Here is a 20,166-nt window from a genome sequence, read left to right as displayed (position 1 = left end):
ACCGACCTTCACGCCACGACAGGCGCTCGGGATACGGTGCGGTGCGGACGGCCCCTCTGTGCCGCCGAGGAGCGCAGCGTTTCGCGGATCGGGGCTCGCAGCTGTTTGAGCCGCAGGCGAGTTCTGCGAGACCCCGCGAAGCGCGAGCACCGCAGGGGAGCCCGAAGGGCCGGCACAGTGGGGCCGACCGCGCCGCACCGTGTCCCGGGCGCGCCCCCACAAGAAGCGCTACTTCTGAAAAGGCGGCGCCCCCCGCAGCTTGCGAAAAATCAATCCAGGCAGCCGCAGGACAAACTCCACCATCAACCGCGTGTGCATCCACGTCAGCAGCACGTTGTCGCGCCCGTACCGGAAGTGCGAAACCCCACCTTCCTCAGCCGTCAGGTACTTCACCGGCGCATCGATGTTGACGGGCTTGACGCCGCGCCAGGCGAGGCGCACGACCGCTTCGGTATCGAAGTCGAAGCGACGCATCCACGGTTGACGTGCCATCACCGCGATCAGGTCGGCGACCGGGTACACGCGAAAGCCGTAGAGCGAATCGCCGATGCCCGCGAACAGCGTCTCCAGTTGCGTCCACCCGTTCGACACGCGACGCCCGCGCACCCGCAGCAATGGCGCGCTGGCGTCGAACACGGGCCTACCGAGCACCATCGTCTCGGGCCGGGCGAGCGAGGCCTGCATGAACGAGGGGATGAGGTCCGCCGGATGCTGCCCATCGGAATCCATCGTGAGGGCGTGCGTGAAGCCGGCGTCCTTCGCCATGCGCAACCCGTGCAACACGGCCGCGCCCTTGCCCTGGTTCTGCGGCAGCACCCACACGCGCAGGCCCGGATCGCTGGCCGCCAGTTGCTGCAGCCGCTCGCCGGTGCCGTCGTCGCTGCCGTCGACGACCACCCACACCGGGTTCCACTGCGCCCGCGCGCCCTCGACGGTCGAGAACAGGCGTTCGCCCGCGTTGTAGCTGGGGATCAGGACAAGGTGGGTGCGCGAGGCGTCTGGCATTCGGGGGACGCGTCGGTTGCGCGCTGCTCCATGTTTTGGCGGAAGTATTGTTCGAGATCGGCCTGCAGGATGTCGCTGTCGGACGTCGGCGAAAAGCGCTGGCCCAGCCGCAGGGTGAACACGATCGGCAGCGGCGGCACGCGCCACAGCGGCCAGCCCTTGCTCAGATAAGGCGAGTCGGTATCGATGAACACCGTCTGGATCGGCGCCTGTGCCAGCTTGGCGATGAGCGTCACGCCGGGGCGAAACGCGTTGAGCGGCGGCGTCACCGTGCGCGTGCCCTCGGGAAAGATCACCAGCTGGCCGCCGTTGCGCAGGTCGTCCACCGCCAGCCGCACCATCATGCGTGCCGACTCGTTGCTGATGTAGCGCGCGAGCCGCGCACCCGCGCCCAGGAAGATGTTGCGCAGCAGGTCCGCCTTCATGATGCAGGCGCTGCGCGGCAGGCGCGCCACCAGCAGGAGCGCATCCAGCATCGTCGGATGGTTGGCCACGAAGATCACGCCGGGCTCGTTGCGCATCGGGTCGAGGCAGGCCGCGTCGATGCGCATCATGCCGGTGACGGAAGCGAGCCACCAGAACATGCGGTAGGCGAAGGCGATCGTCATGCGTCCCAGCGTGCGCGCGGGCGCGACCGGCATCACCGGATAGAGCAGCATCGCGACGAAGTTCCAGACCAGCGATATCAGGCCGAGGAACAGCAGCAGCGCGTAGAGCATCAGCGCGAGCGGGATCGTCCAGAGAATGCGCAGCACGCGGGTCATCTTCGCGGAGTGAATGGTGCCCCGATCGGTCGCGCCGCGGCTCAAACCCGCAGCCCGCCGGCGGCAACCGTGTGGGCCTCGATCTCGACCAGCAGATCGCTGCGGCAGATGTCCGCTTCCAGGTACACCGCGTGACGCACCATCGGGGCGTCCGAGCCGAGCGCGCTTTCGATCACGTCGCGCACCGCGTCGGTGTCCGAGGGATGACGCACGTACACCACGCAATCGAGTTCGGCCAGAGAGAAGGTCGCGGTGACCCGCTCGTTGGCGGCAGCGATCACGGCGGCGAGGTTGCGCAGCGTTTCGCGCGTTTGCTCCTGCACGTCGTCGTGGTGCTGCGTCTCGTGACCGACGATGCTCGCGGTGCCGGAGATGAAGAGGGCGATGTTGCCGTCGCCGATGTCCGACAGCGCGGCGCGCGAGAAGGTCGGCGAACGGGGACCATAGGTTTCGGGATAGCGGTAGGCCGAAACCTGCCGGGGGTTCTCAACCGGCAGCGGCGCCGCCTGGCCTGCCAGGAAACGGATCGACAGCATGCCCTGATGAATGCCCAACGCACACGCCGCCGGAGCACCTTCGAATGCGGCGCGCCCGGCTTCGAAGAAAGCTTCCTGCCGGCCGAGATTGAACTGGCGATAGCGCTCAAGCCCGCCGCCATCGGCGTTGATCTGCGGCAGGTAGTTCCAGATGCGCTGCAGGTGCGGCGTGCCGGCCTGCTCGAGCGTCTTGAAGAGATCGCGGTAGGCGCGGTGCGCGAGTTCGGCGAGACCCTGCTTCTCCGCGGCTTCATCGAGGTCGATGGCGCCGAGCAGCCAGTGGCCGTCGGTGCGCCAGCGCGCAATGCCGGTGGTGCCCGACTCGATGTGCTGCGCGCCCGTCACGTCCCACACATCGGCCATGGCACCGTGCGACGACAGCACGCGTGCATTGACGGTCGGCATCCATGCCACGCTGTGCGGCGTGCCGTAGCCGAGGGCGGCGAAGGGCGCCTTGCCGGCCGTGGCCAGCGCGAGGCTGTCGGTCAGCGAAAGGCGCTCGACGCGCAGGTGGGAGGAAGAGTTGTCGTCCTGAACTCGCACTGTCAAGCGGCCTTAGCGATCTGTTCTGGTTTGCGGGCGGTGTAGGAAGAAAAGACGCCCAGACTCGGATGGCGGCGCACCTCGGTGAAGCCCGCATCGCCCAGCGCCTGCATCACCCGCTCGGGCGGAATGCAGGCCTCGATGGTGTCCCAGTAGTAGCGCCACAGTTCGGAGGTGTTGCGCTGGCGGCCAACCACGCGGGCGATCAGCGGCACCACGGCGCGCATGTAGCCCTTGAGCAGAGCCGTTGCGATGCGGCCTTCGGGCTTGGTGATTTCGAGCACGATCACGCGTCCGCCCGGTCGCAGCACGCGATGGAATTCGCTGAAGGCGGCCGCCACGTCGCTGATGTGGCGCATCGCGTAACCCATGCTCACGAAATCGGCGCTGGCATCGGGGCGGGGAATTGCTTCGGCCACGCCTTCCAGCAGTTCGACGCCAGGCAGCTTGACCTGTTCCATCATGCCGGCGCTCGGGTCGACGCCGGTGAGTTTGCCCGTGGGGCCGATGATCTTGAGCGCCTCGCGCGCCACGAGGCCGGTGCCGATGCCCACGTCGAGCACCTCTGCGCCGGCGGCAAGGCCGGCTTGCTGCAGTGCAGCGCGGCGGTACGAGGGGCCGGTGCCGAAGGCCAGCACGGCCTCGATGCGATCGTAGTCCGCCGCGGTGCTGTCGAAGATGCGGCGAAGGAATGCCTGGTGCTCTACCTCATTGTTGTAATACAGCGGAAGGGGCGCGTGAGGCGCGAGGGTGTCGGGATTCCCGGTTCCGACGGTAGGCGATGGCGTCATCGAAAGATTATCGCCAAAAGCCCCGGTCCGAATTCCGGGGTGCCGGCGGGCGTTGCGTGCGCCGGACAGTAAACTCGCACCTTGCTTTGAAAACACAAGACAGCGAGATAGAAAGCCATGGCCGGACACAGCAAATGGGCGAATATTCAGCACCGGAAGGGCCGCCAGGACGAGAAGCGCGGCAAGCTCTGGACCCGCGCCATCCGTGAAATCACCGTGGCCGCCCGCGCCGGCGGCGGCGACCTGAGCGCCAATCCGCGGCTGCGGCTGGCGGTCGAAAAAGCCAAGGCGGTCAACCTGCCGATCGACACGGTCAAGCGCAACATCGACAAGGCCACCGGCAACCTCGAAGGCGTCAACTACGAGGAAATTCGTTACGAGGGGTACGGCATCGGCGGCGCGGCGATCATCGTCGACACCATGACCGACAACCGCGTGCGCACGGTGGCCGAAGTGCGCCACGCCTTCTCCAAGCACGGCGGCAACATGGGCACCGAAGGCTCGGTGGCCTTCCAGTTCAAGCACTGCGGCCAGATCATCTTTGCGCCCGGCACCGATGAAGACAAGGTGATGGAAGTGGCGCTCGAAGCGGGCGCCGAAGACGTCGTGACCGACGACGACGGCGCGATCGAGGTGATCACCGCCGTCGGCGATTTCGAAGCCGTGAAAAACGCGCTCGAAGCCGCCGGCCTCGCTCCCGACGCCGCCGAAGTCACCATGCGCGCCGAGAACCCGATCGAGGTCGCTGGCGAAGACGCCGCCAAGATGCAGAAATTGCTCGACGTGCTCGAGGACCTGGACGACGTGCAGGCCGTCTATCACAACGCCTCACTCACTGAATGAGCGAGCGAATGAACATTGATCCACAGCGAATGAAGAAGGCCCACGAATGAAGGTACTGGTTATTGGAGGAGGGGGCCGTGAACACGCCTTGGCATGGCGACTGGCACAGGCCGCCCGTGTCAGCCGCGTGTACGTGGCGCCGGGCAACGGCGGCACCGTGAGCGACGAGCGCTACGACTGCATCGACATCACCGAGCCCGCCGCGCTGCGCGAGTGGGCCATCAAGGAAAAGATCTCGCTGACCGTGGTCGGCCCCGAGGCGCCGCTCGCCGCGGGCGTGGTCGATGAATTCCGCGCGCACGGCCTGCGCATCTTCGGCCCGACGCAGGCGGCCGCGCAGCTGGAGAGCTCCAAGGCGTTCTCCAAGGCGTTCATGAAGCGCCACAAGATTCCGACGGCCGAATACGAAGCCTTCACCGACGCGGCAGCAGCCCATGCCTACATCGACGCCAAGGGCGCGCCGATCGTCGTCAAGGCCGACGGCCTGGCCGCCGGCAAGGGCGTGGTCGTGGCCATGACGGCAGAAGAAGCGCACGAGGCTGTCGACTTCATGCTGGTCGACAACAAGTTCGGCGTGTCGCACAACGACGGCGGCGCGCGCGTGGTCATCGAGGAATTCCTGCAGGGCGAAGAAGCCAGCTTCATCGTGCTGTGCGACGGCAAGAACGTCACCGCGCTCGCCACCAGCCAGGACCACAAGCGCCTGCTCGACGGCGACGAAGGTCCCAACACCGGCGGCATGGGCGCGTATTCGCCCGCACCGGTGGTCACGGCCGAAGTGCATGCGCGTGCGATGCGCGAGATCATCCTGCCGACCATCCGCGGCATGGAAAAGGACGGCATCCCGTACACCGGCTTCCTGTACGCGGGTCTCATGATCGACGCGTCCGGCCATCCGAAGACGCTCGAATTCAATTGCCGCATGGGCGACCCCGAGACGCAGCCGATCATGATGCGGCTCAAGTCGGACCTGTTCGAGGTGTTCTGGCACGCCACCGATGGCACGCTGGACCAGGTCGAGCTGCAGTGGGACCGTCGCGTCGCGCTCGGCGTGGTGATGGCGGCACATGGCTATCCGCTCTCGCCGCGCAAGGGCGACCGCATCACTGGCATCCCTCCCGAGGCGCCCGATGCCGTGGTGTTCCATGCGGGAACGACCATGCAGGACGGCGAACTCAAGACCAGCGGCGGCCGCGTGCTCTGCGTGACCGTGTTGGCAGACAGCGTGAAGCTCGCGCAGCAGCGGGTCTACGAGGTCGCAGCGCGCGTGCGTTTCGACGGCGCGCAATACCGCAAGGACATCGGATTCCGCGCATTGCATGCGCGCAACGCCCCTCAAGCCTGATGCAGCAGACGAACCCTGCGGCAGTCGGCAGCTACCTGCGCGGTCTGCAGCAGTCGATCATCGCTGCGGTCGAGAAGGCCGACGGCGGCACCTGCCTGCACGATGCCTGGCACAAGGCGCCGGGCGAGCCGCTGCAAGGCAATGGCCTCACCTGCATCCTCGAACGCGGGGCGCTGTTCGAGCGCGCGGGCTGCGGGTTCTCTCAGGTGCGCGGGCCCAAGCTGCCGCCTTCGGCCACGCAGAACCGGCCTGAACTGGCCGGTGCGCCGTTCGAGGCGATGGGCGTGTCGCTGGTGTTCCATCCGCGCAATCCGTATGTGCCGATCGTCCACATGAACGTGCGCATGCTGGCCGCGCTGCCCGAGGGCGGAGAGCCGGTTTGCTGGTTCGGCGGCGGTATGGACCTGACGCCCTGCTACGGCTTCGAGGAAGACGCGGTGCACTTTCACACCGTGTGCCGCGATGCGCTCGCGCCCTTCGGCGACGACAAGTACCCGCGCTTCAAGACTTGGTGCGACGAGTATTTTTTCCTCAAGCACCGGAACGAGCAGCGCGGCATCGGTGGCATCTTCTTCGACGATTTCGCCGAAGGCGGTTTCGAGAATGGCTTTGCGTTGATCCGCTCGGTTGGCGATGCGCTCCTGCCTGCGTACCTGCCGCTGGTCGAGCGCCGTCGCCACACGCACTACGACGAACGCGAGCGCGAATTCCAGCTGTACCGGCGCGGTCGATATGTCGAGTTCAACCTCGTGTGGGATCGGGGCACGCACTTCGGATTGCAGTCGGGCGGGCGCACTGAATCGATCCTGCTCTCTATGCCGCCGCTCGCAAGCTGGGCTTACCGTCAGCAGCCAGAACCCGGCAGCCCCGAAGCCGCGCTGTACAGCGACTTTCTTCCGCGGCGCGACTGGCTGTGAACTCTTCCGGCAAGGCTCCGCGCATCGGCGTCTTCGGCGGCGCTTTCGATCCGCCGCACAACGCCCACATCGCGCTGGCCGAAGCCGCATTGGCGCAGCTCGACCTGGCCGAGCTCCACGTCATTCCGACAGGGCAGGCATGGCACAAGAGCCGTACGCTCACGTCGAAGGAAGATCGCCTCGCGATGACGCGGCTGGCCTTCGGTGACCTGAAAGGCGGCAAGGTCGTCATCGACAGCCGCGAAGTGTTGCGCGACGGCCCCACCTACACGCTGGACACGCTGCACGAGTTGCAGAAAGAGCAGCCCCGCGCTCAACTGATCTTGATCATGGGCGCCGACCAGGCGAGCGCGCTGCCGAGCTGGCACGGCTGGCAGGCTATACTCGGCATTGCTATCGTTTCTGTAGCGTATCGCGCACTATCGACGGGCGGCATTGCCCGTTTTGATCCGAACATGCTGCCCAACCTCCCGGCTGGCGCGCGTTTCGAGGCGCTAGAACTGCCTGCCATGGACACCAGCGCCACCGAGATTCGGCGGCGCGCTGCACTGGGCGTGGACATTTCCTCGCTGGTTCCGCCCACGGTTGCACGCTATATTGACCAACACCACCTCTACCGCTCTGCCTGATGACCACTGAAGCCGCCGCCAAGAAAGACACCCAGAAACTCCAGCGAGCCATCATCGATGGACTCGAAGACGTCAAGGCGCAGGACATCCAGGTATTCGACACAGAGCACTTGTCGCCGCTGTTCGAGCGAGTGATCGTCGCGTCGGGCACTTCGAACCGCCAGACCAAGGCGCTCGCCGCCAGCGTGCGTGATGCGGTCCGCGAAGCCGGCTTCGGCAAGCCGCGCATCGAGGGCGAGGACAACGGCGAGTGGATCATCGTGGACTGCGGCGCGGCCGTCGCGCACATCATGCAGCCCGCCATCCGCCAGTACTACCACCTCGAAGAGATCTGGGGCGACAAGCCGGTGCGCGCCAAGCTGGGCGGTGCCAAGCCTGCCGCCAGCACCTCGTCGAGCACGGAAGAGGCGAGCGAGAAGAAGAAAAAGCCTGCCGCCAAAGAACCTTCGCTGCGCCGCTCGAGCGCCGCCAAGACGGCTGTCAAGGCAGCCGAGCAGGAGGCCAGGGAAGAGAAAGCCCGCCGCTCGCCGGCAAGAAAAACCGCCGCGAAGAAGGCACCTGCCAAGAAGACCTCGACCACCGCGCGCACGCCGGTCAAGGTAATAGGCAAGCCCGCCGCCAAGAAGACTGCAGCCAAGCCAGCGGCAAAGAAGGCGCCTGCCAAGAAGGCGCCAGCCCGCCGCGCATGAAGCTCTTGGTGGTCGCCGTCGGGCAGCGCATGCCCGACTGGGCGCAGACTGCCTGGGACGACTACGCCAAGCGCTTCCCACCCGAGCTCAAGCTTGAGCTGCGCGCCGTCAAGACCGAACCCCGCGGCTCCAAGTCATTGGAGACGCTCTACGCCGCCGAGCGCGAACGCATCGAAGGTGCCATCGCCCGCGGCATGCGCATCGTGGCGCTCGACGAGCGCGGCACCGCACTAACCACCAAGGCACTCGCCACGCGCCTGCAGGCTTGGCAGATCGAGGGCGACGACGTGGCCCTTGTCATCGGCGGGCCTGATGGCCTCGACCCCGCCTTCAAGGCCGCGGCGCACGAACGGGTCCGCCTCTCGGACCTGACCCTGCCGCATGCGATGGCGCGGGTGCTGCTGGTCGAGCAGCTGTACCGGGCGTGGTCGGTCAACGCGGGCCATCCGTACCACCGGGAATGATGGGCCGATCGCCTTGCTCGATGAGGCGAACTGCGAACCTGTGCCCGCGCTGCTGCCGCATGAACTGGTCTCGAACCTCACGGAGCCTTGAACTTGCCCGACTTCATTTATCTCGCGTCGCAAAGCCCACGCCGCGCTCAACTGCTGGGCCAACTTGGCGTTCGCCATGAACTGCTGCTGGCCACGCCCGAGGAAGACGCCGAATCGCTCGAAGTCGTGCTGCCCAACGAGTCGCCGACGGCATATGTGCAACGCGTCACCGCCCTCAAGCTCGATGCAGCAATCGCGCGACACAAGCGCCTCGGTCTCGCCGACGCGCCCGTGCTTTGCGCCGACACCACGGTAGCGCTCGGTCGCACCATTCTCGGCAAGCCCGAGGACGCGCGCGATGCCGAGCGCATGCTGGCACTGCTGTCCGACAGCACCCACCGCGTGCTGACCGCCGTCGCGCTGCAGCACGGCGGCCGACGCCATGCGGCGCTCAGCGTGTCGCGCGTGCGCTTCGCCGCGATCACGAAGAAACAGATCGCCGGCTATGCAGCCAGCGGCGAGCCGCTCGGCAAGGCCGGCGCCTATGCGATCCAGGGCGCTGCTGCGGCTTTCATCGAGCACATCAGCGGGTCCTATTCGGGCATCATGGGACTCCCGATGTTCGAGACCGCGCAGCTGCTTCGCGGTGCCGGTTTCAATACTTGAGAATTCCATGCAAGACATCCTGATCAACTGGTCCCCTCAAGAGACCCGTGTGGCACTGGTCGAGCACGGCGCGGTGCAAGAACTGCACGTCGAACGCACGCTGGAGCGTGGGCTGGTCGGCAACATCTACCTGGGCAAGGTCTCGCGCGTGCTGCCGGGCATGCAGTCGGCGTTCATCGACATCGGCCTGGAGCGCACGGCCTTCCTGCACGTGGCCGACATCGTCGCGCCATTCACGCCGGGCTCGCGGCCGAGCGCACCGGCGCCCGAGCGCGATCACCGCAACGGCGGGCCGATGGTGCCGATCGAGAAGCAGGTGTTCGAAGGGCAGTCGCTGCTGGTGCAGGTGATCAAGGACCCGATCGGCACCAAGGGCGCGCGGCTGTCGACGCAGATCAGCATTGCCGGACGGCTGCTGGTGTTCCTGCCGCAGGACAACCACATCGGTGTCTCACAGAAGATTCCGTCGGAGCAGCGCGAATCGCTGCGCACGCGCATGCTGACGCTGATCGAGGCGGCTGCTGCAGCCGACAGCGGCGGTGTGGTGCCGGCCAATACCGGTGGCTTCATCCTGCGTACCAATGGCGAGGATTCGTCCGATGCCGAGCTGGCCGAAGACATCGCCTACCTGCGCAAGACCTGGTCGCGCATCCGCGATGCATCGAGCAAGCTGCCCGCGATGTCGCTGCTGCACCAGGACCTGAGCCTGCTGCAGCGCGTGCTGCGCGACATGACCAGCGAAGACACGCAGACCATCCGCATCGATTCGCGCGAGCAGTTCGAGGTGCTGCTGAAGTTCGGGCTCGAATTCATGCCGCAGGCGGCGGGCAAGCTGCAGCACTACAAGGGCGAGCGGCCGATCTTCGACCTGTATTCGGTGGACGAGGAAATCGCCAAGGCACTGGGCCGGCGCGTCGAACTCAAGTCGGGCGGCTACCTTGTGGTCGATCAGACCGAGGCACTCACCACGGTGGACGTCAACACCGGCGGCTTTGTGGGCGCGCGCAATTTCGACGACACGATCTTCAAGACGAACCTCGAGGCGGCGCAGGCGATTGCGCGGCAACTGCGGCTGCGCAACCTGGGCGGAATCATCATCGTCGACTTCATCGACATGGGGCGCGACGACCATCGTGAGCAGGTGCTGGCGGAGTTTCGCAAGCAGCTGGCACGCGACCGGGTCAAGACGACTGCGGGCGGGTTCTCGCAGCTCGGATTGGTCGAAATGACGCGCAAGCGCACGCGCGAATCATTGGCCCACATGCTGTGCGAACCGTGCGCAGCCTGCGGCGGGCAAGGCATCGTGAAAACTGCGCGCAGCGTGGCTTACGACGTGATGCGCGAGATCCTGCGGGAAGCCCGACAGTTCACGCCGCGCGAGTTCCGCATCGTGTCGTCGCCGCAGGTGATTGAGCTGTTCCTCGACGAGGAAAGCCAGCACCTCGCGGGGTTGAGCGACTTCATCGGCAAGCCGATTTCGCTGCAGTCCGAGCCGGCCATCGGGCAGGGGCAGTACGACATCGTGCTGCTCTGAGCGAGCGGCGGCTCAGAGCGTCGGGTCTTGCCCCGGCGTGGCGCTGCGCACGGCCAGCGTCTGCAGGCGGGCATAAAGGCCGTCGAGCGCCATCAACTGCTCGTGACTGCCTTGCTCGGCGATGCGGCCTTGCTCCATGACGATGATGCGGTCGGCGTGCTGGATGGTCGAGAGCCGGTGCGCCACGATCAGCGTGGTGCGGTTCTGCATCAGGCGATGCAGGGCGTCCTGCACCAGCCGTTCCGATTCGGTGTCGAGCGCCGAGGTGGCTTCGTCGAGCAGCAGCACGGGCGCGTTCTTGTAGAGAGCGCGCGCGATCGCGAGACGCTGGCGTTGGCCACCGGAGAGCTGCGTGGCGTTGTGGCCCAGCACCGTGTCCATGCCCTGCGGCAGGTTGTCGACATGGGCGCTCAGGTTGGCGGCGACCAGGCATTCGTTGACACGCTCGCGATCGATCTCCGAGCCCAGCGCCACATTGGCCGCCAGCGTGTCGTTGAGCATGACCACGTCCTGGCTCACCATCGCGAACTGTGCGCGCAGGCTCTTGAGCTTCCACTCGCTGGTGTCGTGACCATCGAGCAGCACCTGCCCGCCGCTGGGCTGCACGAAGCGCGGCAGCAGGTTGACCAGCGTGGTCTTGCCAGAGCCTGAAGGTCCGACGAAGGCCACCACCTGGCCAGGCTGGATGGTCAGGCTCACGCCGTCGAGCGCGCGCTGTTCATCGTCGCCGCGGTAGCTGACCTGCACGTTGCGCAATTCGATGTGGCCGTCGGCGTGCGCCATCTCGAAGCTGCCTTGCGATTCGGGCGCGACCTCGTCGACCAGGATCAGGCCACGTTCCAGCGCAGCAAGCCCGCGCGTGATCGGCCCGGCCACTTCGGCGAGGCGCCGGATCGGCGCAATCAACATCAGCATGGCGGTGATGTAGGCGACGAATCCGCCCACGGTGAAGCCCTGCTTGCCGCTTTGCCAGAGGGCGATCATCACGACGATCGACAGCGCGAGCGAGGCCATCATCTGCGTGAGCGGCGTGGTCGCGGCCTGAGCGATGGTGGACTTCACGGCCAGGCGGTTGAGCCGCTGGCTCAGTTGTTCGAAGCGGCGCTCCTGGGCCTGCTCGGCGCCATGCAATCGCACGACGCGATGGGCGAGCACGTTCTCCTCAACCACGTAGGCCAACTCGTCGGTCGCCTGCTGGCCCTGCTGGGTGAGCTTGTAGAGGCGCTTGGAGAACACCTTCATGATCCAGGAGATGCTGGGCACCAGGAAGGCGACGATCAGCGTCAGCTTCCAGTTCAGATAGACCAGATAGCCCAGAAGCGCGATGAGCGTGAAGCCATCGCGCGAAAGCCCGAGCAGCGCCTGCACCAGCAGCATCGCGCCCGTCTGTACCTCGTACACCACTGTGTTCGACAGCGCGCTCGCCGACTGGCGCGTGAAGAGGGCGAGCTCGGCGCCGAGCAGGCGTTCGAACAGCACCCGGCGCAGCTTCTGCATGCCTTCATTGGCGATACGCGACAAGGCATATTGAGAAATGAATTGCGCGATGCCGCGCACGGCGAACAGCAGCAGCACGGCGGCGGGCACGAACCACAGCGGCATCTCGCCGCGGGTGAAGCCGCGGTCGAGCAGCGGCTTCAGAAGGGCGGCCATCAGCGGCTCGGTGATAGCCGCCAGCATGGCCCCGCAGAGGCCCACGGCCCACCATTTGCGCGAGCTGCCGAACCAGGTCATGAGACGCGCCAGGCGGCGCATCAGGGGAGGGCGCGGGGTCTCGCTGCCAGGGGATGCTTGCATGGCGGCGGATTCTACGGGTCGTCCCGAGGCTCGCTTTTTGCCGGAGTCGTGTAGGACCGAACCGATGGATAAACGTTTTGTGACGGGAGCACCGGGCCAGTGTGTAACATGTGGCCCCTTGCGTCGGACCGAAACTTTTTGTCCGAAAACCTCTCCGAACCGCATGAACAAGCCGTTGTCAGCTCCTACCCCAACTCCTTCTTCATCGCTATTTGCACGCCGCAGTCTCATTGCGGCCCTTGCTGCCACCCCCATGCTTCCAGCGCTCGCCCAGTTCCGGGTCGAAGTGTCGGGCGTCGGGTTGACGCAATTGCCGATCGCGTTGGTCCCCTTCAAGGGCCAGGATTCATCGCCGCAGAAGATCTCCGACATCGTCCAGGCCGACCTGGAACGCAGCGGCCAGTTCCGCGGCGTCGATGCCTCGGGCCAGGCGCTGGACGAGGCCTCGCGCCCCGACCTGTCGCTGTGGCGCCAACGCACAGCCGACTCGCTGGTGGTGGGCAGCGTCACCCGCCTCGCGGACGGACGCTTCGATGTGAAGTTCCGCCTGTGGGACGTGGTCAAGGGCCAGGACCTCGGTGGCCAGAGCTACACCGTGCCGCAAGGCGACCTGCGCCTTGCCTCGCACCGCATCGCCGACTTTGTCTATGAAAAGCTGACCGGCGAAAAGGGCATCTTTTCGACCCGCATCGCGTACGTCACCAAGGGCGGCAGCCGCTATTCGCTGTGGGTGGCCGACGCCGACGGCGAGAACGCGCAGGCCGCACTCGCGAGCCCCGAGCCGATCATCTCGCCGTGCTGGTCGTCCAACGGCCAGCAACTGGCGTACGTGTCCTTCGAATCGCGCAAGCCCGTGGTCTACGTGCACAACGTGGCCAGCGGCCAGCGCCGCCTGCTGGCGAACTTCAAGGGCTCCAACAGCGCGCCTGCTTGGGCGCCGGACGGCAACTCGCTCGCCGTCACGCTCAGCCGCGACGGCGGCTCGCAGCTCTACACGATCCCTGCCAGCGGCGGCGAGCCGCGCCGGCTCACCCAGAGCGCGAGCATCGACACCGAGCCGGTGTATTCGGCCGACGGCAGCACGATCTACTTCGTGAGCGACCGCGGCGGTGCTCCCCAGATCTACAAGATGAGTGCCAGCGGCGGCAACCCGACCCGCGTCACCTTCAGTGGCACCTACAACATTTCTCCGTCCGTCAGCGGCGATGGCCGGTGGTTGGCCTACATCTCGCGCATTGGCGGTGCCTTCAAACTCCAGGTGATGGAGTTGGCGACCGGCAATGTGGCGTCCATCACCGACACCAACGCCGACGAGAGCCCGAGTTTTGCCCCCAATAGCAAGCTGATCGTCTACGCAACGCACCTGCAAGGCCGCGAAGCGCTGATGACGACCACGCTCGACGGAAAAATAAAGGCACGACTGGCGGGACAGGCGGGAGACATCAGGGAACCGGACTGGGGTCCGTTTCAAAAGCAATGATTAGGTTTATTTGAGGAGTTCGTAATGTTGAAACGCACAATTTATTCGCTGGCCATCGTGGCTCTCATCGCTGGTTGCTCGTCGGGCACGAAGCTCAACGAGACGCCCGTCACCGACGGCCGCGGCACCGCGGGCCAGCAAGGCGGCGGCGCCAGCACGGTGACCCCGGTCAACGCTGACCAGAGCGCGGCCACGGCACAAGGGCCGGTCGGCGTGGCTCGCATCGTGTACTTCGACTACGACAGCTACACGGTCAAGCCCGAGTTCCAGTCGATCATCGACGGCCACGCCCGCTTCCTGAAGAGCGCACCGCAGCGTCGCATCTCGATCGAAGGCCATACCGATGAGCGCGGTGGCCGTGAGTACAACCTGGCCCTCGGCCAGAAGCGCGCCGAAGCCGTTCGCCGTGCGCTGACCCTGCTGGGCGTGAACGACAGCCAGATCGAAGCCGTGAGCTTCGGCAAGGAAAAGCCGGCCGTTCAAGGTGGCGGCGAAGAGGCGTGGGCACAGAACCGCCGCGCTGAAATCCGCTACACCCGGTGATGCCACGCGCTCTGTTGCGGGGCGCGGCGCTGGCTGCCGCCCTGCTTTGCGTCTCGATGGGCTCGCAGGCTGCGTTGTTCGAGGATGACGAGGCCCGCAAGGCCATCCTCGACCTGCGCCAGCGCGTCGAGGCCATGCGACAGCAAACCGACCAGCGGCTGACCGACGAAAACGGCCAGTTGCGCCGCAGCCTGCTCGATCTGCAAAACCAGATCGAGCAGATGCGTGGCGACCTGGCGCGCATGACCGGACAGAACGAGCAGCTCACGCGCACGCTGAGCGAAATGCAGTCGCGCCAGACCACCATCGATGACAAGCTCAGGCAGAACGAGCCGTCCAAGGTAACGGTCGACGGCCGCGAGTTCAACGCCGATCCCAAGGAAAAGGCCGACTTCGAAGCTGCACTCGGCATCTTCCGTGCCGGTCAGTTCGCGCAGTCGCAAACGGCCTTTGCCGAATTCGTCAAACGCTACCCGCAGAGCGGCTACAACGCCTCGGCGCTGTTCTGGCTCGGCAATGCGCAATACGCCACGCGCAACTACAACGAGGCCATCGCGAACTTCCGCTCGATGCTCTCGCTCGCGCCCGATCATGCCAAGGCACCCGAGGCCGTGCTGTCGATCGCGAACTGCCAGATCGAGTTGAAGGACACGCGCTCGGCACGCCGCACGCTGGAAGACCTGACCAAGGCCTATCCGCAGTCCGAAGCGGCACAGGCCGGCCGCGAGCGTCTCTCGCGCCTGCGCTGAAGCCAGCGGAGCACTCCGCTTGAGCGCAACCCTTCCTGCAGCGTTCACACCGGTCGCCGCGGATGTCTTCACCGACACCGCGGCGCCTGACTTTGCGCGCCGCTTCGGCGGCCTCGAACGGCTCTATGGGGTTGCTGGTGCCGCGCGCATCCGCAACGCGCATGTGCTCGTCGCCGGCATCGGCGGCGTGGGCTCGTGGGCGGTGGAGGCGTTGGCGCGCAGCGGGGTGGGGCGGCTGACGCTGGTCGATCTGGATCATGTGTCGGAGTCGAACATCAACCGGCAGATCCACGCACTCGAAGCGACCGTGGGGCAGGCCAAGGTCGAGGCCATGCGCGATCGCATCGCGCAGATCAATCCTGACTGCAAGGTGCTCGCGATCGACGAGTTCGTGGAGCCCGGCAACTGGACGGCCTTGCTCGATGCCGCACAGGCCGCGAACGGCCCGGCCACCGCAGTCATCGACGCCTGCGACCAGGTGAAGGCCAAGCTGACCATGGCCGCATGGGCACGCGCATCGCGTGATGCCGCATTCATCACGGTGGGCGCGGCGGGCGGCAAACGACAGGCACACAAGGTCGACATCGACGATCTTTCGCTCGTCACGCACGATCCGCTGCTGGCCCAGCTTCGCCAGCGCCTGCGCAAAGAACATGGCGCGCCGCGCGAAGGCAAGAAGATCGGCGTGACCTGCGTCTTCAGCCGCGAGAGCGTTGCGCCGCCCGATGCGTCCTGCGCGATCGAAGAAGGCGACGGTTCGCTCAATTGCCATGGCTATGGATCGGTCGTGAGCGTCACGGCCACCTTCGGACAATGTGCAGCAGGTTGGGTTCTCGACAAAATCGCGAGCAACGCCACGCTATAATCTTTGGCTTTGCCGGATTCAACTTCGGCAGAAGCAAAAAATGGTTCCGGGACGTTAGCTCAGTTGGTAGAGCAGCGGACTTTTAATCCGTTGGTCACTGGTTCGAATCCAGTACGTCCTACCAACAATCTCGAGGGTTAGCCGGTAAATACCGGCTAACCCTTTTTCTTTGCCCCGCGCTCTTGTCGCGATCTGTCTCACGATCCGTGGTTGGCTGAGGCATTGGCCCAACCTCCCATTGCAGCGCGCATGCTGGGCTGGTGGAGCGGCAGGCATCTGCCATGTACCAAGGCAATCAGCCGTGCACGCGGGCAGCGCCCGATGCGCGGCGCAGACGGGTCACATAGTCCGGATGGAAGCAGCGTTGGGTCCCGTCCTCGAATCCGACGGTGATCGACGTCGCGTCCGAAGCGATGACCACACCCAGCCCGAAGCGCCGCACACGCACCCGATCGTGGGCAGCGAAAGCCGGCAGGGTGCGCACGGCAGGCCCCGCGTCGTCGTCCACGAAGATGGGTTGCGCCATTTCTTTTTCATGGGCCGCGATGCGCCGGCAGTTATCGCACGTGCCGCAGCGCTTGGGTTTCGCCGCCTGATCGAGATCGCTCAGGAGCAACTGCCAACGGCACTGGCCCGACTGCGCGTACGACACCATGCGCTCGAGCGTTTCACGGTCCTGCTGCCGCCGGGTCTTGTAGGCATCGAGCACCGCGGAGAAGTCGACCTTGCCGGCCGCGCGCTGGCGCACCGACAGTCGTCCGCGCCGGTCGGCCTGGAGCACCTGCGCGTGCTTCAGCACCGCGATGCCCGACTGCATTCGGGTGCGTGGCCGGCCCAGCGCGTCGAGCAGGCGCGCGGCGGTCCATCCACCGGCCTCGGGCGGCTCGGCGAGCAACTGCCGGTAGATCGCGTCCAGATCCTCCAGCTGCGGATACTTTCCGGCCAGAAAGAACTGCTGCACCGTGCGGTCCTTGGCATGGAACAGGAGCAGGCAGCGCGCCTCTTTTCCATCGCGTCCAGCGCGTCCGGCCTCCTGGTAATAGGCATGCAGGCTCGCCGGCATCTGGCAGTGCAGAACGAAGCGGATGTCGGGCTTGTCGATGCCCATGCCGAAGGCGTTGGTGGCAACCATGACGCGCACCTCGCCCGCCATGAAGGCCTCCTGCGCGGCGCCGCGCTCGCGCGCCCCGAGCTTGCCGTGATAGAGCGCCACCGATTCATCGCGCACCTTCAGCGCATCGAACGCATGCTCGGCGGCCTTCACCGTGGCGGCGTAGACAATGCCGCTGCCCGGCGTTTCGCGCACGAATTCGACCGTGCGGCGCAAGCGCTCCTTTTCATTGGCGAGCTGTTCGACGGCAAAGCGCAGGTTGGCGCGGTAGGCGCCGGTATCGACCAGCCCCGAGCGCGGGATGTCCAGGTGCTTCATCACATCGGCGGCCACGTCGTCGCCCGCGGTCGCCGTCAGCGCGAGCACGGTCGGACTGCCCAAGGCCCGGATGGCGGGGCCGATCTCCAGGAATGCGGGCCGGAAGTCGTGGCCCCATTGCGAGATGCAATGCGCCTCGTCGACCGCGACCAGCGCCACAGGATGCGCAGCCAGGCGCCGCAGGAAATCCGGATCGGACAACCGCTCGGGCGTCGTCAACACGATCCGCGCGCTCCCGGCGGCGATGTCGGCTTCCGATTGCGCCAGCTCCTCGGCACCGAGCGAACTGTTGACCTGCACGGCGCGAATGCCGAGCGCCCGCAGCCTGTCGCACTGGTCTTTCATCAACGCGATGAGTGGGGAGACCACGACGGTCTGGCCTTCGAGCAGTACAGCGGGCAACTGGTAGCAGAGCGACTTGCCGGCGCCCGTGGGCATCACCGCGAGCGTGGACAGGCCAGCCAGCACGCGCTCGATCACGTCCGCCTGGCCGGCGCGCAGACGCTTGTGGCCGAAGACATCGCGCAAGGCCTGGTCCACGCGGCGCGCGGGCGGCTTTTCCCTTGGCGATTTGCCGGCGGGCATCAGGCGTTCTCGGGCTCGCCGTCTTCGTTGTCTTCGCGGTCTTCGTGGTCTTCGTTCTCCTCGGCAAGGTCCTCGACGCGGGCCGCTTCCGGATCTTCGGCGGCCGTGTCCACTTCATGCGCCGCATCCGGGATCACGCCGACGCGGTCGGGGAGGATGTCCGAATCGGTCGGCTCCTCGAGCCCGGCCTCGGCCGCCGCGCGATTGCCCGTGCCTGCGGCATCGCTGCCGCTGTCGCTGGAGTCGGAGGGACCGAGGCTGTCTTCGTCGGTACCCTTGGGTTCGATGGGTGCGCGTTCGCCGCCCAGGATGCTGCTGGTCGCCATGGTGTCGGGATTCCTCGTGTTTCTGTTGCTGGGTGAACTTCAAAGCCCAGGCTGCAGGTTTCCTTCGTCGGGCCGTCATCCTTCATCGGCCATGCTTGGCTTGCGCTGTAGGAAGTTTTCCCGCGGGATGAAAACAGGCGACCGCCTGAACGTGACCACCGACCTGCTCACCGCGCTCGGCATGGTCGGCCTGTTCGATGCGAAGTTCGACCGGCTGCTGGCCGACTGCGAGTCGATCCGCCAGATCGAGCGCAGCTTCTTCTCGGACCCTGAGGCGCTTGCTGCTTGAGCTTGCGGGAGTAAGAGAGGAGCTCACGCTGAGCCAGTCTTGTCCGCTCTCCCGCTCGCGGGACAGGGAGCTAGACCGCGAATTGATGCTTAGACGCTCACCAGCGCCGCATCCACACGCCGCGCCCGGTGATCGACGTAGTAGCCGCCGAACTCGGTGTACCGCAGCACCAGCCGCGCGCAGGCGGTGCACCGGAACACGTCGCAGCGATTGAAGGGAAAGTGCGCGACCGAGATCGGCGCGTCCACCGCGTCGTAGCGCGTGCCGTGCGGATGGAATTCTTCAAAGGTCGGCTCGTCGATATCGTCGGCGCGCAGCGTGCCCAAACGCTCCATCAGGTCGGCGGGCCAGCGGTCCTCGGTGAAGCTCTCCCAGGCCTGCGTCCGGTGCAGCCAGCACCCGCAAACGGGTTCGGCGGATTGTTCGGCGGTTTCGGCGAGCTGCTTCAGTTCGTGGGCATTCAATGGCATCTGGGTTCCGGGAGAGGGGAAAAACGGCTCACCGAATATAGGCGTCCGCGAAATTCGCCTCCACCCCATCACTCATCAGCGGATGGTCGTGACGCGAGCATCCAGCCGTACCCGTTCAATCCGAAGGCGGCCAAGGCGGCGCTCGATGCGGCCGGCTTCACGCGCGGTGCGAGCGGAACGCGGCTGAAGCTGCGCGTGCTCTGCAACCCGTTTCAGGAGCGGCGCGCGGCGGACTTCGTGCGCCAGTCGCTCGGGCGCATCGGCATCGCGACATCACGCTGGACAGCCTCACGAACCTGTTCGACCCGACGGTGGGCGTGCAGCGGGTGTTCTGGTCGAAGAACTTCCAGCAGCCCCAACCCTGAGGTCATTTGCTGCTGCTGCTGCTGCTGGTGCTGGTGCTGGTGCTGGTGCTGGTGCTGGTGCTGGTGCTGGTGTTGGGACGAGCGCGCGCCTTCGGCCTACGCGAACGTCCGCCACCCGCTGAGCAAGGCCGGCGGGTTCGCGGGCCAAGCTCGGCGGTGAGATCAACCTACAAGGAAAGGCTTTCGCATGAGCGCCCACGACACCCGGCTTTCGGGCCCGATCGCAGAAGAACTGACGCCGCTGGAGATTTCCCAAGGCATTCTCGAAAGCGAAGAGAACCCGAGCGCCTTGCGCGCGGTCACACCGCTGGAGCGGGCGGCTTCTGGCGAGGGGGAGAGCGGCGAACGGCAGCGCTCGCGCATCGGGCGCTTCCTCTTGAACCCGGTGGTGCTCGCCGGCGCGGCCGCGACGGGCGTGGGCCTGATCCTGGCGCTGGCCTATGCGAAGAAGACGCCACGCTCGGAATTGCGCGCGCACTTGCGGACGCTGGGCTCGTTCCGGTTCTGAGGAC

General features: G+C 66.1%; 22 protein-coding genes and 1 tRNA gene. 15 read left to right on the top strand and 8 right to left on the bottom strand.

Features of this window, described 5'->3' with window-relative positions:
* Nucleotides 1-228 precede the first annotated feature (228 nt).
* The 4 genes from QF040_RS08580 to QF040_RS08565 are packed head-to-tail and all read right to left on the bottom strand — an operon-like array spanning nucleotide 229 to nucleotide 3,639.
* Entirely contained in the window at nucleotides 229-1,005 is a 777-nt protein-coding gene (locus QF040_RS08580; RefSeq protein WP_429610683.1) for a glycosyltransferase family 2 protein, read from the bottom strand.
* Complete coding sequence (locus tag QF040_RS08575; protein WP_429610682.1) at nucleotides 972-1,769, bottom strand: lysophospholipid acyltransferase family protein; 798 nt, start codon at nucleotides 1,767-1,769, stop codon at nucleotides 972-974. Before QF040_RS08575 ends, QF040_RS08580 begins: the two co-directional genes overlap by 34 nt.
* 41 nt (nucleotides 1,770-1,810) lie before the next feature.
* Nucleotides 1,811-2,848, bottom strand: a complete 1,038-nt coding sequence (locus QF040_RS08570; RefSeq protein ID WP_429614633.1) for a Rid family hydrolase — start codon at nucleotides 2,846-2,848, stop codon at nucleotides 1,811-1,813.
* Between the two features lie 2 nt (nucleotides 2,849-2,850).
* The gene (locus QF040_RS08565) at nucleotides 2,851-3,639 is read right to left on the bottom strand and encodes a class I SAM-dependent methyltransferase (protein ID WP_307644441.1); all 789 of its coding nucleotides are present in this window, start codon (nucleotides 3,637-3,639) and stop codon (nucleotides 2,851-2,853) included.
* A 117-nt stretch (nucleotides 3,640-3,756) separates the two neighbouring features.
* Between QF040_RS08565 and QF040_RS08560 the strand changes: the two genes are divergently transcribed.
* The 8 genes from QF040_RS08560 to rng all read left to right on the top strand — a co-directional run bounded on the left by QF040_RS08560 (nucleotide 3,757) and on the right by rng (nucleotide 10,756).
* A complete protein-coding gene (locus QF040_RS08560) occupies nucleotides 3,757-4,482 on the top strand; it encodes a YebC/PmpR family DNA-binding transcriptional regulator (RefSeq protein WP_306879167.1) in 726 nt (241 codons plus the stop codon).
* Nucleotides 4,483-4,528: 46 nt separating this feature from the next.
* A complete protein-coding gene (purD, locus tag QF040_RS08555; protein WP_307644442.1) occupies nucleotides 4,529-5,827 on the top strand; it encodes a phosphoribosylamine--glycine ligase in 1,299 nt (432 codons plus the stop codon).
* Nucleotides 5,827-6,744, top strand: a complete 918-nt coding sequence (hemF, locus tag QF040_RS08550; protein WP_429610681.1) for an oxygen-dependent coproporphyrinogen oxidase — start codon at nucleotides 5,827-5,829, stop codon at nucleotides 6,742-6,744. Before purD ends, hemF begins: the two co-directional genes overlap by 1 nt.
* Nucleotides 6,741-7,373 (top strand): nicotinate (nicotinamide) nucleotide adenylyltransferase, encoded by a 633-nt coding sequence (gene nadD, locus QF040_RS08545; RefSeq protein ID WP_429610680.1) that lies wholly within the window; start codon nucleotides 6,741-6,743, stop codon nucleotides 7,371-7,373. The genes hemF and nadD overlap by 4 nt, the downstream gene beginning before the upstream one ends.
* Complete coding sequence (gene rsfS, locus QF040_RS08540; protein ID WP_429610679.1) at nucleotides 7,373-8,062, top strand: ribosome silencing factor; 690 nt, start codon at nucleotides 7,373-7,375, stop codon at nucleotides 8,060-8,062. Before nadD ends, rsfS begins: the two co-directional genes overlap by 1 nt.
* Nucleotides 8,059-8,526 (top strand): 23S rRNA (pseudouridine(1915)-N(3))-methyltransferase RlmH, encoded by a 468-nt coding sequence (rlmH, locus tag QF040_RS08535; protein WP_429610678.1) that lies wholly within the window; start codon nucleotides 8,059-8,061, stop codon nucleotides 8,524-8,526. Before rsfS ends, rlmH begins: the two co-directional genes overlap by 4 nt.
* 93 nt (nucleotides 8,527-8,619) lie before the next feature.
* The gene (locus QF040_RS08530) at nucleotides 8,620-9,222 is read left to right on the top strand and encodes a Maf family protein (protein ID WP_429610677.1); all 603 of its coding nucleotides are present in this window, start codon (nucleotides 8,620-8,622) and stop codon (nucleotides 9,220-9,222) included.
* 7 nt (nucleotides 9,223-9,229) lie between these two features.
* The gene (rng, locus tag QF040_RS08525) at nucleotides 9,230-10,756 is read left to right on the top strand and encodes a ribonuclease G (protein WP_429610676.1); all 1,527 of its coding nucleotides are present in this window, start codon (nucleotides 9,230-9,232) and stop codon (nucleotides 10,754-10,756) included.
* 12 nt (nucleotides 10,757-10,768) lie between these two features.
* Here the strand turns inward: rng and msbA are convergent, their stop codons facing one another.
* Nucleotides 10,769-12,553, bottom strand: coding sequence for a lipid A export permease/ATP-binding protein MsbA (gene msbA, locus QF040_RS08520; RefSeq protein ID WP_429610675.1), 1,785 nt, complete (start codon nucleotides 12,551-12,553; stop codon nucleotides 10,769-10,771).
* A gap of 253 nt (nucleotides 12,554-12,806) precedes the next feature.
* On the opposite strand from msbA, the gene tolB reads away from it, so the two are divergent.
* The 5 genes from tolB (at nucleotide 12,807) to QF040_RS08495 (ending at nucleotide 16,314) form a co-directional block, all read left to right on the top strand.
* Nucleotides 12,807-14,033 carry a Tol-Pal system beta propeller repeat protein TolB gene (gene tolB, locus QF040_RS08515; RefSeq protein WP_307604406.1) on the top strand — a complete coding sequence of 409 codons (1,227 nt, stop codon included), beginning with the start codon at nucleotides 12,807-12,809 and terminating at the stop codon, nucleotides 14,031-14,033.
* A gap of 24 nt (nucleotides 14,034-14,057) precedes the next feature.
* Complete coding sequence (pal, locus tag QF040_RS08510; protein ID WP_429610674.1) at nucleotides 14,058-14,576, top strand: peptidoglycan-associated lipoprotein Pal; 519 nt, start codon at nucleotides 14,058-14,060, stop codon at nucleotides 14,574-14,576.
* Complete coding sequence (ybgF, locus tag QF040_RS08505; RefSeq protein WP_429610673.1) at nucleotides 14,576-15,325, top strand: tol-pal system protein YbgF; 750 nt, start codon at nucleotides 14,576-14,578, stop codon at nucleotides 15,323-15,325. The genes pal and ybgF overlap by 1 nt, the downstream gene beginning before the upstream one ends.
* Nucleotides 15,326-15,344: 19 nt before the next feature.
* Complete coding sequence (locus QF040_RS08500) at nucleotides 15,345-16,190, top strand: tRNA threonylcarbamoyladenosine dehydratase (protein WP_429610672.1); 846 nt, start codon at nucleotides 15,345-15,347, stop codon at nucleotides 16,188-16,190.
* Between the two features lie 48 nt (nucleotides 16,191-16,238).
* Nucleotides 16,239-16,314: transfer RNA gene (locus QF040_RS08495), tRNA-Lys, on the top strand.
* 171 nt (nucleotides 16,315-16,485) lie between these two features.
* Here the strand turns inward: QF040_RS08495 and QF040_RS08490 are convergent.
* Nucleotides 16,486-18,204 (bottom strand): RecQ family ATP-dependent DNA helicase, encoded by a 1,719-nt coding sequence (locus QF040_RS08490; protein WP_429610671.1) that lies wholly within the window; start codon nucleotides 18,202-18,204, stop codon nucleotides 16,486-16,488.
* Nucleotides 18,204-18,530 (bottom strand): hypothetical protein, encoded by a 327-nt coding sequence (locus QF040_RS08485; protein ID WP_429610670.1) that lies wholly within the window; start codon nucleotides 18,528-18,530, stop codon nucleotides 18,204-18,206. The genes QF040_RS08490 and QF040_RS08485 overlap by 1 nt, the downstream gene beginning before the upstream one ends.
* A 127-nt stretch (nucleotides 18,531-18,657) precedes the next feature.
* Between QF040_RS08485 and QF040_RS08480 the strand changes: the two genes are divergently transcribed.
* The gene (locus QF040_RS08480; protein ID WP_429610669.1) at nucleotides 18,658-18,819 is read left to right on the top strand and encodes a hypothetical protein; all 162 of its coding nucleotides are present in this window, start codon (nucleotides 18,658-18,660) and stop codon (nucleotides 18,817-18,819) included.
* Nucleotides 18,820-18,908: 89 nt separating this feature from the next.
* Here QF040_RS08480 and QF040_RS08475 read toward each other — a convergent pair whose 3' ends face one another.
* Nucleotides 18,909-19,289: a hypothetical protein gene (locus tag QF040_RS08475; protein WP_429610668.1), complete on the bottom strand. Its 381-nt coding sequence runs from the start codon at nucleotides 19,287-19,289 to the stop codon at nucleotides 18,909-18,911.
* A 552-nt stretch (nucleotides 19,290-19,841) separates the two neighbouring features.
* Between QF040_RS08475 and QF040_RS08470 the strand changes: the two genes are divergently transcribed.
* A complete protein-coding gene (locus QF040_RS08470) occupies nucleotides 19,842-20,162 on the top strand; it encodes a hypothetical protein (protein ID WP_429610667.1) in 321 nt (106 codons plus the stop codon).
* Nucleotides 20,163-20,166 lie beyond the last annotated feature (4 nt).

It is taken from the genome of Variovorax sp. W2I14 (assembly GCF_050435205.1).
Taxonomy (GTDB): domain Bacteria; phylum Pseudomonadota; class Gammaproteobacteria; order Burkholderiales; family Burkholderiaceae_C; genus Variovorax; species Variovorax paradoxus_C.
The sequence above is the reverse complement of the archived record's forward strand: the minus strand, read 5'-3'. Positions and strand labels throughout refer to the sequence as shown.

Coding starts and splice junctions, on each gene's coding strand:
- msbA (WP_429610675.1), bottom strand. CDS start 12,553: ATGCAAGCATCCCCTGGCAGCGAGACCCCGCGCCCTCCCCTGATGCGC.
- rlmH (WP_429610678.1), top strand. CDS start 8,059: ATGAAGCTCTTGGTGGTCGCCGTCGGGCAGCGCATGCCCGACTGGGCG.
- QF040_RS08560 (WP_306879167.1), top strand. CDS start 3,757: ATGGCCGGACACAGCAAATGGGCGAATATTCAGCACCGGAAGGGCCGC.
- ybgF (WP_429610673.1), top strand. CDS start 14,576: ATGCCACGCGCTCTGTTGCGGGGCGCGGCGCTGGCTGCCGCCCTGCTT.
- QF040_RS08480 (WP_429610669.1), top strand. CDS start 18,658: ATGAAAACAGGCGACCGCCTGAACGTGACCACCGACCTGCTCACCGCG.
- QF040_RS08470 (WP_429610667.1), top strand. CDS start 19,842: ATGAGCGCCCACGACACCCGGCTTTCGGGCCCGATCGCAGAAGAACTG.
- QF040_RS08490 (WP_429610671.1), bottom strand. CDS start 18,204: ATGCCCGCCGGCAAATCGCCAAGGGAAAAGCCGCCCGCGCGCCGCGTG.
- rsfS (WP_429610679.1), top strand. CDS start 7,373: ATGACCACTGAAGCCGCCGCCAAGAAAGACACCCAGAAACTCCAGCGA.
- QF040_RS08475 (WP_429610668.1), bottom strand. CDS start 19,289: ATGCCATTGAATGCCCACGAACTGAAGCAGCTCGCCGAAACCGCCGAA.
- pal (WP_429610674.1), top strand. CDS start 14,058: ATGTTGAAACGCACAATTTATTCGCTGGCCATCGTGGCTCTCATCGCT.
- hemF (WP_429610681.1), top strand. CDS start 5,827: ATGCAGCAGACGAACCCTGCGGCAGTCGGCAGCTACCTGCGCGGTCTG.
- QF040_RS08565 (WP_307644441.1), bottom strand. CDS start 3,639: ATGACGCCATCGCCTACCGTCGGAACCGGGAATCCCGACACCCTCGCG.
- QF040_RS08580 (WP_429610683.1), bottom strand. CDS start 1,005: ATGCCAGACGCCTCGCGCACCCACCTTGTCCTGATCCCCAGCTACAAC.
- QF040_RS08485 (WP_429610670.1), bottom strand. CDS start 18,530: ATGGCGACCAGCAGCATCCTGGGCGGCGAACGCGCACCCATCGAACCC.
- tolB (WP_307604406.1), top strand. CDS start 12,807: ATGCTTCCAGCGCTCGCCCAGTTCCGGGTCGAAGTGTCGGGCGTCGGG.
- rng (WP_429610676.1), top strand. CDS start 9,230: ATGCAAGACATCCTGATCAACTGGTCCCCTCAAGAGACCCGTGTGGCA.
- purD (WP_307644442.1), top strand. CDS start 4,529: ATGAAGGTACTGGTTATTGGAGGAGGGGGCCGTGAACACGCCTTGGCA.
- QF040_RS08575 (WP_429610682.1), bottom strand. CDS start 1,769: ATGACCCGCGTGCTGCGCATTCTCTGGACGATCCCGCTCGCGCTGATG.